Below are 14,072 nucleotides of genomic sequence, written 5' to 3' on the forward strand. Positions count from 1 at the left end.
TTGACATGGCGCAATTCCGCGAATCGTCTCAAGAGACGCAGAAGGAACAGAGCAACGAGCAGGAGCAGGAACTGATTCAGAATCAGCAGCCCGTCAATCAAGGACTGGTCAGCGAGACTGATGACATTCTGGATGAGATCGACAGCGTTCTCGAGGAGAACGCGGAGGACTACGTGCGCGGTTTCGTCCAGAAGGGCGGACAGTAGGCTTCATGCAACAAAGAATCTTCGGTATCGAAACTGAATTCGGTATTCGGTACTCGATGAGCGGCTTGGGCCATCTGGGCCCTGAAGAAGCGGCTCGCAAGTTGTTTCGGCCGGTGGTGGAGTGGGGCCGCTCTTCGAACGTATTCCTGGAGAACGGGTCCCGGTTGTATCTTGACGTCGGTTCGCACCCCGAATACGCGACAGCCGAGTGCTCTGGTCTCACGGACCTGGTCCGTCAGGACAAAGCCGGTGAACGGCTTTTCGAAAAACTCGCGGTTCAAGCCGAAGACGTGCTCAACCAGCAAGGTATCAAGGGCAAACTGCATCTGTTCAAGAACAACGCCGATTCTGCCGGAAATTCGTTCGGTTCTCACGAGAACTACCTTTTGTCCCGCAAAGCAGAGTTCTCCCGACTTGTTCGTTTTCTCGTCCCTTTCCTGGTGAGCAGACAACTCGTCGTGGGCGCAGGACGGGTCCATCCGACCGGCCCGCCTCAGGCCAACGGTGCGCCGGGGGACGGGGAGGCCACCTATTCCTTCTCCCAGCGCGCCGATTACGTGTGGGAAGCGGCGTCGTCGGCCACGACCCGTTCTCGTCCACTGATCAATACCCGCGACGAGCCGCACGCAGATGCCTCCCTTTACCGCCGTCTCCATGTGATCGTCGGGGATTCGAACATGTCGGAGACGACGACGTTGGCCAGAGCCGGTATGACAGACATCATTCTTCGAATGATCGAGGACCATCGAGGGCTCGACGACCTCGAACTGGCCAATACCGGCCAAGCGTTGCGCGCGTTGTCCCATGACATGACCGGACGTACGCCGGTCGAGTTGAAGGACGGACGACGCATGTCCGGTCTGGAACTTCAATGGCACTACCTGGAGGCAGCATCGAAATATATCGATGACGCCGGCTCGTCCCGACCGGAGACCGAATACATCCTGGATCTGTGGGAAAGAACGCTGGATGCGATCGAAAACCAGGACACCTCGTCGATTGATACGGAGATTGACTGGGCTATCAAGAAGAAGATCCTTGACCGCACCGCGGACAAGCTCGGAACCGACTATTCCCATGCACGAATTGCTCAGCTCGACCTTGCTTATCACGACATCAAAAGAGATCGCGGCGTGTATTACCTTCTTGAACGCAAGGGGCTTGCACGACGTTGGGTCGACGAGAATTCCGTGACCAAAGCGCAGTCCGAGCCTCCCCGAACAAGAGCAGCATTGCGAGGACGCTTCATCGCAGCCGCGCGCGGGGCAGGCCTCGATTACACGGTTGACTGGGTTCATTACAAAATCAACCAACAGTTGGCGTTGTCGCATGTATGCCAGGATCCCTTCGCTACGACCGATGAGGACATCGAACAGTCCATTCGCGTCATGCGGGGTGCGACGCGCCGTGCCCAACCGGCTATGCCGCCTTTGATCTGATCCGTATCCGGTGCCCACGGGTGCCTGTAATAGAGTCGGTGCGGTATCTCGACAAAGGATGCACGCACCGCCCACTCAAGACAGCGAGGAACACAGAAGTGCGCAAAACTCTTAAACTTTCGGCCGCGGCCGTCGTTCTCACCCTTGCCTTGGCAGGCTGCGGGGGAGGCAAGGACCTGGATTCCGTGGATTTCAAGGACCAGGGTTCGGGCAAGGCCCCCTCAGTCTCCTTTGATACTCCTTTGTCGGTCAATGACGACGAGACTCGGATTCTCAAGGACGGTGATGGCGACGAGGTCCATGAAGGCGACACCGTCTTGGTGGATGCTGCCGTCTTCAACGGCGCCGATCAGAAGAGCGAAGGCGATACCTACTCGGGTTCTCCGATCACCATTACGGTCAATGACCAGCTCAAGGAGAAACTGCCCAAGGTCTACGACATTCTCAAGGACACCAAGGTAGGCACCAGCTTCGCCTACGCGAAGAAACCGAGTGACAACGCTTCGGGTGGGGCCTCAGGCAGCTCCGAGGATGCCAGCGCCGTCGAGGTCTACACGGTGTCCAAGAAATTGCCCAAGTCGGCTGAGGGGGATGCTGTGCCCCCGCAGGAGGGCTTGCCGAACGTCACGATGAAGGACAGCGGGCCCGAAATCAAGATCCCGGAAGGCCAGGACGAGCCCAAGAGCATCACGGCACAGAACCTCATCAACGGCAAGGGCGATGAGATCAAGGACGATCAAAAAGTCTACGTCCATTACTCGGGCGTGAAATGGTCCGACGGTCAGCAATTCGATTCCAACTGGACCAAGGATCCCACCGGTTTCCAAATGGATCAGGTCATCAAGGGCTGGTCCGAGGGCCTGAAGGGCAAGAAGGTCGGTGACCGAGTATTGCTCGAGGTCCCCACGGACAAGGCTTATGGAACACAGGAACAGCTAGGGTCGGATTCCCAGCAACCGGCGGGGCCTCTGGTCTTCGTGGTCGACATTCTGGGCACGTCCAAGGCCGACCCGCCACAGAGTTCGCAAGACGGGGCGGGGGCCCAGCAAGGCAACACCCAACAATAGGAACAACCCACGCGGGACCCAGAAACCGGATCACGCGATTCCAGCACCAGCTTGAACTTCCGAGAGGAAAACCATGTCATTTGGACAGCGAAATCTTGACCGAACAAAGCCTGAAGTCGACTTCCCCGAAGGGCCGGTTCCGGAGGAACTGCGCATCACCGACATCATCCAAGGCTCCGGGCGCGCAGTTGAACGAGGGGACCAAGTGCAGTGCCATTACGTCGGCGTGACCTTTGAAGACGGCGAGGAATTCGACGCCTCGTGGAATCGCGGAGAGCCATTGGCATTCCAAGCCGGCGTCGGACAAGTGATTCAGGGATGGGATGAAGGCTTGATCGGCATGAAGGTCGGCGGCCGTCGGAGGCTCGAAATCCCGTCCGACCTGGCTTACGGAAAAAGGGGTGCGGGCAGCGTGATCGGCCCGGATCAGGCGCTGGTCTTCGTCGTCGATCTCGTTGACGCACGCTGAAGGATGCGCACGGTGACTGAACCTCTCGACCGTAGGTAGCTCGGATGCCAGCCACGGTCCCTGAGCGTCTATTCGCTCTCTACAGCTTTTTGCTCTCGCGTGAACGACCGGTCACCAAGGATCGGATCCGTGAGGGCATCGAAGCGTATCGGCGTGCCGGGTCGGATGCAGCATTCGAGCGCACCTTCGAGCGGGACAAGGCGGCCTTGCGCAGCCTCGGCATGCACCTGGCGACAACCCAAGACCTCGGCGAGACCGTCTATCAGATTGAGCGCAAGAATCTGTGGCTCACGAATGACGAGTTCACCCCCGCCGAGCGCCTGACCCTGGGTATCGCCGCGCGGCTCTGGTCGGATCCTAGCTATGCGCGCGACGTCGAGCAGGCGGTCCGGCGTCTGGGCTACGGTGAAAATGACGTCGTTGGCTCCGGGGGGCTCGAGCATCTCTCGCCGCGGCTCAGCTCCGGGGGAGAGCAGTTGGAAACCATTCTTGGTGCCTTGGCGCAGGGCGCCGAGATGACGTTCGACTACCGGGCGTCGACGTCACTGGTTTCGGAACCACGGCGCCTCCGGCCCTGGGGCGTCGGACAACGGTTCGGTCATTGGTACGTCAGCGGGTGGGACGCCGGCCGAAGGGCCTTCCGGAATTTTCGACTGTCCCGTATGACCGGTATCTCCACAAAGGACAGCAACCTACCGAGAGCACCCCGTGAGTTTTCGATGAGCAAGGCGCTCGAGAGTGTCTCCGAGGCTCCGGCGCCGTCGGTACAACTGGATTTTCCTTCCGGAGCTTTGCCCGTGGTTCTGGATTGGTCCGAAGCGGGGACAGGCGTAAGGATCCGCCCCGAGGCCGTCCATACCGGAAACGGTTCGACGCTGATGAGTGCCGAGGCAAACGTTCCGGATGTGCATGAACTGGTCCGATGCCTCGCCGAATTGGGGTCCGGGGTCGCTCTTGGCATTCCTCCGGCGCAGCGCCTGGATGCCGAGGGTATCCGGCAGGCGGTCGAACGGGCGGTCGCGACTGCAATGAGTCTTCAGGACGACGTCTCGGCCTTGGTTTCCAGCGACACGGCGCACATCGAAGAACCCAAACGCGCCAGAAACCGGGAGTCCAATGATCGCCGCTTCGTGCGCCTCGTGGACCTCGCCTCCTTTCTGGGCAGTCATCCAGGCTGTGGAACCCGTGAAATCGCTCGTCATCTCGGAGTGTCGGCCGGTCAGGTCCGCCAGGACCTTCAAGCAATTGCCAACGCCGGCGAGGAGCTTCTTGGCAGCGCGTATCTGCGGATCGACGCTTATGAGGACGAAGTCTACGTGCAATTGCCAGAAGAACTGGAGCAACCGCTCAACCTCGCTCCGGACCAAATCATTCGTCTTCTCCTGGCCGTTCAGATGCTCGGGCAGATATCTCATCAGCACGCCCAAACCGCCTCCGATATCTCCCGCAAACTGGTTCGGATGGCCGACGGTGCCGGGGTATCGGTGGATCAGTTCTCGATTCGCCTGGAACCGCATCTTGCTGAAATCGTTGACGGTCTCCGGCAAGCAGCAAGCGAGCGGCAAGCGGTCTCGATGACTTACAGGTCACGGGGGCAGGCGTCTGCAACCGAACGAAAAGTGCTACCGCTGGACGTGTACTCGAGCGGTAATTCCTGGTACCTGAGTGCGGAGAGCCTGGAGCACCGTCAGGTACGGACCTACCGGATGGAAGCGATTCGCGGCGTCCGCCCGTTGCACGCCTCGGCAACGCAACTCTCCCTCGGCGGTGAACTCAAAGAGCGTTCAGAGCCGTCCCGGACCACCGTGTGGGTTGCCGATCGGGCGAGGGCGTTGGCAGCGGCGCTGGGCGGAGAGGTAGTCGGGCACGCGGACGTGCCGCGTCACGCAGAGCCCGACGGCCAACAAGCATCGGGGCAGCTGCTCGAAGTCTCGGTGATCGATTGGTTCGGCTTGTATCGACTCATGCTCCATCACGCCGGATCGATGGCCTTGTGGCAGTCGATATCGTGGCGGACCGACTGGGCAGACGCCGCACGACGCCGTGGGATCGACGTCGGAGACTTCAGGTGACGAGATCGACCGGAATTCGGGGTCAGGGAATCGTTATCGATGCTTATAATGAGATTATGCCTTGGTGGTTTTGGATACTTTTGTGGACGGTGCTCGTCCTGGTATCTGCGGCGATTCTAGGTTGGTTGGCCTGGCGAACCGTTCGACGGTTTTTCGGCGCTCTCAACGAGGTCGGCACACTCGGGGAAGATATGACCAATCGGTGGGACAAATCAGCGAGTTCCGTGGCCACGGGCATCCGGAAGGCGCCGGTGCCGGGAATTCTCATCCCCATCCACCAAGCTCGCGAGGATTATCTTCGCGAACGCTCGACGCGACAACAACGCAAAGTCGCCCAGCGCATCGCGCGGCGTGACCGCCTCGGTCAACCCCAGAACATCAGGGATCTGATACGAGGCGACAAGAAAGGAAGAACTCATGTTCGGTAGGCTCTTTGACCATCCTATTTACCTCTTGGTCCTGCTGGTGATCATTCTGTTGCTCTTCGGTGCTCCGAAGCTTCCGGGCATGGCCCGCAGCCTCGGGCAGTCGATGAGGATCTTCAAGTCCGAGGTCAAGGAAATGAAGGACGACAAGGACGAGGCGTCCAACAAGAAACATGTCGTCAATGGTGAGGTTGTCGACAACGGCAACAGCAGCGGCTCACACAGTGCCGACGGTGCGGCTGGGGGGTCAGACGTCCGCGATCAGGGCAAGACAAAGAATTAGCCGCTGTTTCTTCGGCCGCCAGGGCCTGCCCGTGCTGACTCGCAGGGCTGCCTTGAGCGGCCGGAATTATTGCTGACTCGAGGACACGGACCGAAGCATGGCAACTAAGTACAGCCGGAAAGGCAACCCCCAGGCGCAGATGGCGTTGCGGGAGCACTTGAGAGAGTTCCGCAATCGGCTCATCAAGGCCGCCATAGCAACCGTGATCGGTGCTGTTGCCGGATTCTTTTTCTATTACCCGGTCATGGGCGCCATTACCAGCCCCATAGCCGATATTGCGCGTGATCACGGGCGGAACGCGACCATCAATTTCAATGGTGTCGCGTCAGCCTTCGACATCATGGTCCAGGTCTCGCTCGCCATCGGCTTGGTCCTGGCATCACCGGTATGGCTCTACCAGTTGTGGGCCTACATCATGCCGGCCCTGCACAAGAGGGAAAAACTCTACGCCGCGAGTTTCTTGTGCGTATCTGTACCGCTCTTCCTCTTGGGCATCTGGATCGCTTGGCTGTGTATGCCCGCTGCCGTCAAGACCCTGACGGCGTTCACGCCCGAGGGGGAGTCCAACTTCATCGAGGCGAAGACGTACATTTCCTTCGTGGTGAAGCTGATCCTTTCCTTCGGTATTTCATTCGTCATCCCGGTCGCTCTGGTCGGCGTCAACATGATGGGCCTGATTCGTGGCCGTACCATCCTGAAGTCGTGGCGCTGGGTCGTGGTGATCGTTGCGTTGTTGGCCGCAATGACCGCCCCCGGCACGGATGTCATGACGATGTTCTACCTCATGGCGCCCCTCCTCATCCTCTTCTTCTTGGCCATTGCCATCTGCATGTACAACGACAAGCGGCGGGACAAGAAGCGCGCGAAATTGGCGGAAACTTACAGCACGGAAGCCGACGAAGCCACGCGGAGCGACCAATTAGAAGGGTTGGGCCGGTAAAACGCGGGGCTCGTGTCCTCGAATCCTTCAGTACGGCGCAGAGCTGAATCGACAGTCTGCGTTCGGCCGCAGCGGCTAGGCTGGTCCCATGCCCAGTTACGCCGATAAGTATCAAGCGGCTAAGGCCCGCAATGAGTACCTCAAGAGTCCCTTGGGCCTCTTCGAGAGCACGTTGGAATTCCCCCTCGACGAATTCCAGCGGGAAGCCTGCGAAGTCCTTCAGGAAGGGGACGGTGTTCTGGTTGCCGCTCCGACGGGTGCAGGCAAAACCGTTGTCGGCGAATTCGCGGTGTTCTTGGCCCAGCGCCAAGGCAAGAAAGCTTTCTACACCACGCCGATCAAAGCCCTGTCGAATCAGAAATTCCACGACTTGGGTCGCATCTACGGTTCGGAGAACGTCGGTCTGCTGACGGGGGACATCTCCGTCAATTCCGAGGCGCCGATCATGGTCATGACGACCGAGGTCTTGCGAAACATGTTGTATGCGCAATCCTCGACCCTGGACAAGCTCGGCTTCGTCGTCATGGATGAGGTTCACTATCTCGCCGATCGATTCCGCGGCGCTGTCTGGGAAGAGGTCATGATCCACCTCCCCGAGTCGGTCGCTGTTGTGTCCTTGTCGGCGACCATCTCCAATGCCGAAGAATTTGGCCAGTGGCTGGATACCGTCCGCGGGTCTACCGAAGTGGTGGTTTCGGAACATCGGCCCGTACCCCTGTGGCAGCATGTCATGGCCGGGCACAGGCTTTACGATCTCTTTGCGGACAACACGACGATCTCCAAGGCCGCGGACATCGTGCGCCGAAGCGGTACTGAGAAGATCAAGGTCAATTCGGAGCTCCTCAAGGCCACGTCTCGCCGTGGTGCTCCGCCGCGTCGCGGTCGACGTCCGGGAAAGGGGCACGGAAAAGGACGCTCCGGCTCGCCGGGTGTGCGTCGCGCCCCTCGTCCCGTTGTCTTGCATTCGCTCGACGAAGACGGGCTCCTGCCAGCGATCTACTTCATCTTTTCCAGGGCCGCCTGCGACGACGCCGTCCTGCAGTGTATAGACGCGGATATCCGGCTTACCGATCAGCGGCAGGCCCAGCTGATCCGGGCATATATCGCTGAAGCGACGGCCAACGTCGATCTCAAGGACCTGAGGGTCCTGGGGTTCGATGACTGGCGTGAGGGCCTTTCGAGGGGCATCGCTTCCCACCACGCGGGCATGCTTCCGCTCTTCAAGGAAATCGTGGAGCATTTGTTCACGCAGGGACTCGTCAAAGTCGTGTTCGCGACCGAGACGCTTGCGCTGGGCATCAATATGCCTGCACGAAGCGTCGTGATCGAAAAGCTCTCCAAGTTCAACGGCGAACAACACGTGGACATCACCCCCGGTGAATACACCCAGTTGACCGGCCGGGCCGGGCGGCGGGGGATCGACGTCGAAGGACATGCCGTTGTCCTGTGGAACGACGGAATGGATGCGAAGGCCATCGCCGGCCTGGCTTCTCGGCGAACCTATCCTCTCTACTCGAGCTTCAAGCCGACGTACAACATGTCGGTCAACCTTCTGGACCAGTTCGGTGTCGATCGGGCCATGAGCATTCTGGAATCATCGTTTGCTCAGTTCCAAGCGGACAAGTCGGTCGTGAGCCTGGCGTCTAAAGTGCGCAAACAAGAGAAAGCCCTCGCCGGGTACGAAGAGTCCATGACATGCCACCTCGGGGACTACGTCGAATACGCCAATTTGAAGTACAAGTTGAATCAAACCGAAAAGCGGTACTCTCGGGATCGCAAACGGGTCAGCCGATCCGCAGTCGAATCCACGATGCAGCTCTTGATGCCGGGAGACGTCGTCGATATTCCTCGTGGGCGCAACTCGGGACCGGCCGTGGTGGTGGGGAAGCCCCAAGGCGGCTTCGAGACACGAATCGGGGTGGTGACGACTTCCGCGCATTTGCGTGTGATCGGCCCGTCCGACTTTGATGGGCCCATTCAACCTGTTTCGAAGGTCAAGGTCCCCAAGCACTTCACGGGCCGGACGCCGCAGGACCGCCGTGATATGTCTGCTCGGGTCCAATCTGCCCTTGACGAGGGAAAGCCTCCGCGAACCGTCAGGCCTCCGCGGACACCTGACTTCGAAGCCCCGAACCGAGAAAAGCAAGAAATCGGCGATCTGCGTCGCGCTATGGAATCTCATCCTTGTCATGGCTGTTCGGACAGGGAAGACCACGCCCGATGGTTCAACCGCTGGGTGAAGTTGAAGAAGGAGACCGATTCGCTTCGGCAGCAGATCGACTCGCGGACCAATACGATTGCAAAGAGGTTTGCCAATATCCTCGAGCTCTTGGCGGATTACGACTATGTGGCCCCCGACGCCGGCGGCGAACCTCGGCTCCTTTCCCGAGGCGAGTCGTTGCGAAAAATATATGGTGAGCGCGACTTGCTGGTATCCCTCGCGTTGCGGGACGGCTACTTCGAAGGTTTGGATCCCGCGGCATTGTGTGCGGCCGTCTCCCCATTGGTGTTCTCCGGCAAGCGCGATGAAACCGTGTTCCTGAGGACTTACCCGGCCGAGTTGGAAGACAAGGTGACAAGACTCCATGGTTTGTGGACGGAGTTGACCGGACGTGAGCGACATCATCGTCTGCCGGAGACCCCGGTTCCCGATGTCGGCCTCATGTGGTCCATTTATCGGTGGGCGAGGGGTGAGTCTCTCTCGAAGAGCCTGGAGGGTTCAGGCCTTGTTGCGGGAGACTTCGTTCGAGCCACGAAGCAGGTGATCGACGCCTTGGACCAGCTGGGACACGCTGTTGACGATCCGACGTGGCGTACCGGATGCGAAGCAGCGATCAACTTGATCAAACGCGGGGTCATCATTCACGAATTGGACACGCCCGTGGGTACCGAGAATGACTCCTGGGGCATCGACTACGAAGAATCGGAAGAGGTATGAGAATCTCGACTCGGAATCGCGGTCAGGAGACCGTCATGTATCGGAACGGATCCGTGTACAGTCCTGCGGACCCGTTCGCGACGGCTGTGCTCGTCCAAGAGGACCGCGTGGTTTGGGTGGGCGAAGAGGCCGGTGCCGACTCCCTGACTGATAACAAGGTCACGACCGTGGACCTGGACGGGCTCGTTCTCGTGCCCGGTTTCGTTGCTCGCGGCGGGGGAGACGTCCCCGCCGAGGACGAAACCGCGGCCTTGGTTTCTGCCGGCTACACCGCCTGTATCGTGGGGGAAGAAGACGAGGACCTGGCTTTTCATTCATTCGCGGAAGACTTCGGACATGACTTGCCGGCGGGGGTCGAAGTCCGTCATGCCTCGGACACAAAACATTCGCATTCCGAGGCCGGTCTATTGGTCGAGGCGAGTCTCGAGGACCAAGGGTGGATCGACGTGATACGCGCCGAATTGCGCGCAGGCACAGCAGTCGGCCTCGTCCCTGCCGAAGAGGCGACGCAAGAGGACCCGCTTATCAACCCGTGGGCATGGGCTACCCAGGGACTCCGGTTGCTCTCGGATGAGACAGGCCTGCCGACTCGGGCGACATTCACGGCCCAGACGCGAGGGCTCAGAAGGCTTTTCCGCGTCGGCGGTCCCTTCGGCGGGCAGATTGTCCCGGATTCCAATGCCGACTTCGTGGGGTGGCGTGCGGAAGCTCTCATGGTTCAAACCGCGGATTCGCGAATAGCAGCTTGGAGCACCGATCCTCGTGCTCGTACTCCATTGCTTCCAGAGCTGGCTGGGGAGACGTACCCGCAGGCCGAAATCGCAAGGGTTGGCACCCTTGAATACGTGTTGTAGGGGCGAGGGCCGCGTCACTGCCGCGCTCGAGAAATCCCGAAAGAGTTGGGATAGGGTAGCGCCGGTACTATTAAATCGATAAGCGTCATGAGGACAACCTGAGTGACTTCAAGATCTCCGCAGGAGCATTCACAGTGGAACTAAAGACCCTGACAGTGATACCCACGTACAACGAGCTCGAGGCTCTCCCCGTGGTGATCAAGCGACTGCGAGCTGCGCAACCGGAAGTGCACGTCCTCATCGTGGACGACAACAGCCCGGACGGCACTGGAGATTTGGCCGACGAGTTGGCAGCGCACGACAGCAAGATCCATGTGCTGCACCGCAAGGGCAAAGGCGGACTCGGTGCGGCGTATATCGCAGGGTTCAAATGGGGCCTGGACCGGGATTACGAAGTCCTCGTCGAAATGGACGCAGATTCTTCGCACCAGCCCGAGCAATTGGGCCGGCTCCTGGAAGCTGTGGAGAACGGCGCCGATCTGGCCATTGGTTCTCGTTATGTTCCCGGCGGGCAGACCATCAACTGGCCATGGCATCGCCAGTTCCTGTCCCGGGGCGCAAATTTTTACGCTCAGACGATCCTCGGAACCAGTGTCAAGGACATCACGGCCGGATACAGAGCGTTTCGTCGCGGAACCCTTGAACGCATCGATCTCGATACCATCGAGTCCGTCGGATACTGCTTCCAGATCGATTTGGGCTGGCGGACTGAACTGGCCGGACTGGTCATCACGGAAGTGCCGATCACGTTTGTCGAGCGTGAACTGGGGGATTCCAAGATGGATTCGGGCGTCATCCTCGAGTCCATGTTCAAGGTTGCGCGCTGGGGTCTCGGGGCCCGCGCCAAGACCCTGAGCAATAAGGCGAGGGCTTTGCGCTCGAACCTCTAGATTTGAGGAAGAATCCAAAAAGGACCGGGGCAACACCTCACATGGTGTTGCCCCGGTCCTTTTTCCCGGAACATCATTCCGCGAGCCCGTCGGGCGCGCTGTTGACTAGCTTTCCTGCTCCGCTGGAAGCTCGTGGCGTTCCCGGTAATAGTCGATGCGCTTCTGGAGCGTCTCTTCCAGCTCTTCCATCGAGCGGCGTTCGAGGAGCATGTCCCAGTGCGTGCGAACCGGCTTTTCGTTGCCGCCCTCAGGCTTGGATCCGTCCATCAGAACGGCTTCCTTGCCCGATTTTGCGGTCCACGTGGACGGAATCTCAGCCTCGGCGGCGAAGGTCACGAAAACCTGCTCACCGTCCTCGGTGCGGTATTCGACGCGCTGACGCGGAGCTGGCTGGACGCCCTGCTCGGATTCCATGGACTGCGAGCCGAGGCGCATGCCTCGAAGGCTACGATCACTCATTGATTTATTCCTTCCCAGGTGAAAGCGCGGTCACGACATATGATTCAGCGCCAACGCACTCACAATTATTCCCACCTATGCTCTCATCCTCAGTAGCCGGACTCGAAATCCGTCACCGGCGTTGGCGAGACTCGTCGAAGCTCGAACCTGACCACGCCGCACGCACCCGGTTGTGGTGTGCGTGCGGCGTCGAAAAGGCCAGGGGAGAGCCACTAGGGACTCAGCTCCTGTTACTTCTGACCAGGAATCCCGTAGGTGCCTCCGTTGTCGTTAGTCGCGTCCCCGGGCGATGCCTCTTCTGCCTGCTCGGACAAATCCGAGTCACCTTGAAGTGGCTCATCGGGATCGATGCTCGACGGAGGCATTTCGAATTCGTCGGGATCCACACTGGTCTGATTGATGTTGGGCTTGAGGTCCTCTTCAGTAACCTTCAGGTCCGGCGTATCGACGATCGGACCGTCATCGTCAGCAACATCAGGGGCGGGCTCTTCCTCCGCGGCGTTCGGTGTGAACGGGTTCATGGGGTCGACACCCTGGCCGTCTCCAAAAGCCTTTCCGATTCCTCGTAATGCGTCACCGAGCTCGGTCGGCACGAACCACAGCTTGTTGGAATCGCCCTCTGCCAGTTTGGGCAGGGTTTGCAGGTATTGGTAGCTCAACAGCTTCTGCGTCGGATTTGCCTTGTGAATGGCGGAAAAGACCTTGTGGATGGCCTGGGCCTCGCCATCGGCACGCAAGATGGCCGCTTTGGCGTCACCTTCGGCCGAAAGAATGGATGCCTGACGCTCGCCCTCGGCCGTGAGAATTGACGACTGCTTGGCGCCTTCCGCAGTAAGAATTGCCGCACGACGATCACGTTCGGCGCGCATCTGCTTTTCCATCGAGTCCTGAATCGAGACGGGCGGCTGGATCTCCTTGATGTCCACGCGTGAAACCCGCAGGCCCCAGCGACCGGTCGTGCTGTCCAGAACACCCCGGAGCTCGGCGTTGATCTGGTCTCGCGAAGTCAGAGCTTCCTCGAGATTCAGCCCACCGACGACGTTGCGCAACGTTGCGCTCGTCAGCTCGTCGACGGCGTGAATGTAGTTGGTGATCTCGTAGGTTGCTGCCCGAGGATCCGTGACCTGGAAGTACACGACGGTATCGATGCCTACGACGAGGTTGTCCTCAGTGATGACGGACTGCGACGGGAACGACACGACTTGTTCGCGCAAGTCAATGAGCGGAAGGACGCGGTCAATGAAGGGGACCACGAAATGCAGCCCGGGGTTCAGGGTGGTCTGGTATTTTCCGAGTCTTTCGACGATACCGGCCTTGGCCTGAGGGATGATACGCACAGCCTTGAACAGCGCGATCACCACGAACAGGATCAGGAGTACCAGCACAACAATAAGTGCTGTCATTTTCTGCACCTTCCTCGGTGGTTCTTGGGTCGGACGGGCCTTCTAGGATTCTCGGTCGTTACTGGGCGAGTCCGCTGCCTCGACCATGGCCGTGGCACCATCAATACTGCGTACAACGGCAAACGAGCCCGCGGGAATAGATCCCTTGTGGTTAACCATACGTGCTGTCCAATGGTCACCTTCGAGGCGAATCAGCCCCGAGGCATTGGTGATCGTCTCGAGAACCTCAACCCGTTGGCCGAGGAGCCGGTCCACATTGCTCAAGCTCTGGGGCGCGTTGCGACCCAAACGTCGCACGATAATGGGCCTCACGACGAAGATCAGCAGAACAGATGCCACAGCGAATACCACGACTTGAATGGTCCAGCTGCGAGTTATCAAAGCCGTGATCGTTGCGGCGAGACTGCCGCCGGAAAGCATGAGGCAAAAGAAATCGAGAGATAGCATTTCGATCACTGCGAGCACGATGACGGCTATCAGCCACACCGCAAACGGATTTTCTGCGATCCAGGTCAGCACGAGTGAGGTTCCTTCCATAGGTTGTATTCACCATGGTGCCCGCAAAGTTCTATAGGGCCAAGGAATCCCCGGTCGGCTGAATATACCCATAACGCCGATAATCTACAT

The 14,072-nt window shown here is 59.4% G+C and carries 14 protein-coding genes; 10 read left to right on the forward strand and 4 right to left on the reverse strand.

What is annotated here, in order from left to right; translation table 11 throughout:
• Positions 1 to 5 precede the first annotated feature (5 nt).
• From EWV35_RS04640 to EWV35_RS04660, 5 genes are all read left to right on the forward strand, one after another.
• Positions 6 to 206, forward strand: coding sequence for a ubiquitin-like protein Pup (locus EWV35_RS04640; RefSeq protein WP_129658601.1), 201 nt, complete (start codon positions 6 to 8; stop codon positions 204 to 206).
• A gap of 5 nt (positions 207 to 211) precedes the next feature.
• Complete coding sequence (pafA, locus tag EWV35_RS04645; protein ID WP_129658604.1) at positions 212 to 1,645, forward strand: Pup--protein ligase; 1,434 nt, start codon at positions 212 to 214, stop codon at positions 1,643 to 1,645.
• A 98-nt stretch (positions 1,646 to 1,743) separates the two neighbouring features.
• A complete protein-coding gene (locus EWV35_RS04650; RefSeq protein ID WP_129658606.1) occupies positions 1,744 to 2,712 on the forward strand; it encodes an FKBP-type peptidyl-prolyl cis-trans isomerase in 969 nt (322 codons plus the stop codon).
• Between the two features lie 73 nt (positions 2,713 to 2,785).
• Positions 2,786 to 3,181, forward strand: coding sequence for an FKBP-type peptidyl-prolyl cis-trans isomerase (locus tag EWV35_RS04655; protein WP_129658608.1), 396 nt, complete (start codon positions 2,786 to 2,788; stop codon positions 3,179 to 3,181).
• 44 nt (positions 3,182 to 3,225) lie between these two features.
• The gene (locus EWV35_RS04660; protein WP_129658610.1) at positions 3,226 to 5,253 is read left to right on the forward strand and encodes a helix-turn-helix transcriptional regulator; all 2,028 of its coding nucleotides are present in this window, start codon (positions 3,226 to 3,228) and stop codon (positions 5,251 to 5,253) included.
• A gap of 212 nt (positions 5,254 to 5,465) precedes the next feature.
• Here EWV35_RS04660 and EWV35_RS04665 read toward each other — a convergent pair whose 3' ends face one another.
• The gene (locus EWV35_RS04665) at positions 5,466 to 5,672 is read right to left on the reverse strand and encodes a hypothetical protein (protein WP_129658612.1); all 207 of its coding nucleotides are present in this window, start codon (positions 5,670 to 5,672) and stop codon (positions 5,466 to 5,468) included.
• Here EWV35_RS04665 and tatA point away from each other — a divergent pair.
• From tatA to EWV35_RS04690, 5 genes are all read left to right on the forward strand, one after another.
• Positions 5,671 to 5,961 carry a Sec-independent protein translocase subunit TatA gene (tatA, locus tag EWV35_RS04670; RefSeq protein ID WP_129658614.1) on the forward strand — a complete coding sequence of 97 codons (291 nt, stop codon included), beginning with the start codon at positions 5,671 to 5,673 and terminating at the stop codon, positions 5,959 to 5,961. The genes EWV35_RS04665 and tatA overlap by 2 nt on opposite strands.
• A 97-nt stretch (positions 5,962 to 6,058) precedes the next feature.
• Entirely contained in the window at positions 6,059 to 6,901 is an 843-nt protein-coding gene (gene tatC / locus EWV35_RS04675) for a twin-arginine translocase subunit TatC (RefSeq protein ID WP_238654156.1), read from the forward strand.
• Positions 6,902 to 6,989: 88 nt separating this feature from the next.
• On the forward strand, positions 6,990 to 9,839 hold the full coding sequence (locus EWV35_RS04680; protein ID WP_129658616.1) for a DEAD/DEAH box helicase: 2,850 nt from the start codon (positions 6,990 to 6,992) through the stop codon (positions 9,837 to 9,839).
• Positions 9,836 to 10,693, forward strand: a complete 858-nt coding sequence (locus tag EWV35_RS13570; protein WP_129658618.1) for a hypothetical protein — start codon at positions 9,836 to 9,838, stop codon at positions 10,691 to 10,693. The genes EWV35_RS04680 and EWV35_RS13570 overlap by 4 nt, the downstream gene beginning before the upstream one ends.
• Before the next feature lie 134 nt (positions 10,694 to 10,827).
• Positions 10,828 to 11,583, forward strand: a complete 756-nt coding sequence (locus tag EWV35_RS04690; protein WP_129658621.1) for a polyprenol monophosphomannose synthase — start codon at positions 10,828 to 10,830, stop codon at positions 11,581 to 11,583.
• A gap of 105 nt (positions 11,584 to 11,688) precedes the next feature.
• On the opposite strand, the gene EWV35_RS04695 is transcribed toward EWV35_RS04690, so the two are convergent.
• From EWV35_RS04695 to EWV35_RS04705, 3 genes are all read right to left on the reverse strand, one after another.
• Positions 11,689 to 12,042: an RNA polymerase-binding protein RbpA gene (locus tag EWV35_RS04695; protein ID WP_129658623.1), complete on the reverse strand. Its 354-nt coding sequence runs from the start codon at positions 12,040 to 12,042 to the stop codon at positions 11,689 to 11,691.
• 230 nt (positions 12,043 to 12,272) lie between these two features.
• Positions 12,273 to 13,445: an SPFH domain-containing protein gene (locus tag EWV35_RS04700; RefSeq protein ID WP_129658625.1), complete on the reverse strand. Its 1,173-nt coding sequence runs from the start codon at positions 13,443 to 13,445 to the stop codon at positions 12,273 to 12,275.
• Between the two features lie 42 nt (positions 13,446 to 13,487).
• Entirely contained in the window at positions 13,488 to 13,982 is a 495-nt protein-coding gene (locus tag EWV35_RS04705; protein WP_129658627.1) for an NfeD family protein, read from the reverse strand.
• Positions 13,983 to 14,072: the final 90 nt, after the last annotated feature.

It is taken from the genome of Rothia uropygialis (genome assembly GCF_004137765.1).
Lineage (GTDB): Bacteria > Actinomycetota > Actinomycetes > Actinomycetales > Micrococcaceae > Rothia.

Excerpts from the sequence above, each read along its gene's own strand:
- EWV35_RS04655 (WP_129658608.1), top strand. The coding sequence starts at position 2,786 with ATGTCATTTGGACAGCGAAATCTTGACCGAACAAAGCCTGAAGTCGAC.
- pafA (WP_129658604.1), top strand. The coding sequence starts at position 212 with ATGCAACAAAGAATCTTCGGTATCGAAACTGAATTCGGTATTCGGTAC.
- EWV35_RS04640 (WP_129658601.1), top strand. The coding sequence starts at position 6 with ATGGCGCAATTCCGCGAATCGTCTCAAGAGACGCAGAAGGAACAGAGC.
- EWV35_RS04700 (WP_129658625.1), bottom strand. The coding sequence starts at position 13,445 with ATGACAGCACTTATTGTTGTGCTGGTACTCCTGATCCTGTTCGTGGTG.
- tatC (WP_238654156.1), top strand. The coding sequence starts at position 6,059 with ATGGCAACTAAGTACAGCCGGAAAGGCAACCCCCAGGCGCAGATGGCG.
- EWV35_RS13570 (WP_129658618.1), top strand. The coding sequence starts at position 9,836 with ATGAGAATCTCGACTCGGAATCGCGGTCAGGAGACCGTCATGTATCGG.
- EWV35_RS04665 (WP_129658612.1), bottom strand. The coding sequence starts at position 5,672 with ATGAGTTCTTCCTTTCTTGTCGCCTCGTATCAGATCCCTGATGTTCTG.
- EWV35_RS04680 (WP_129658616.1), top strand. The coding sequence starts at position 6,990 with ATGCCCAGTTACGCCGATAAGTATCAAGCGGCTAAGGCCCGCAATGAG.
- EWV35_RS04705 (WP_129658627.1), bottom strand. The coding sequence starts at position 13,982 with ATGGAAGGAACCTCACTCGTGCTGACCTGGATCGCAGAAAATCCGTTT.
- EWV35_RS04695 (WP_129658623.1), bottom strand. The coding sequence starts at position 12,042 with ATGAGTGATCGTAGCCTTCGAGGCATGCGCCTCGGCTCGCAGTCCATG.
- EWV35_RS04660 (WP_129658610.1), top strand. The coding sequence starts at position 3,226 with ATGCCAGCCACGGTCCCTGAGCGTCTATTCGCTCTCTACAGCTTTTTG.
- tatA (WP_129658614.1), top strand. The coding sequence starts at position 5,671 with ATGTTCGGTAGGCTCTTTGACCATCCTATTTACCTCTTGGTCCTGCTG.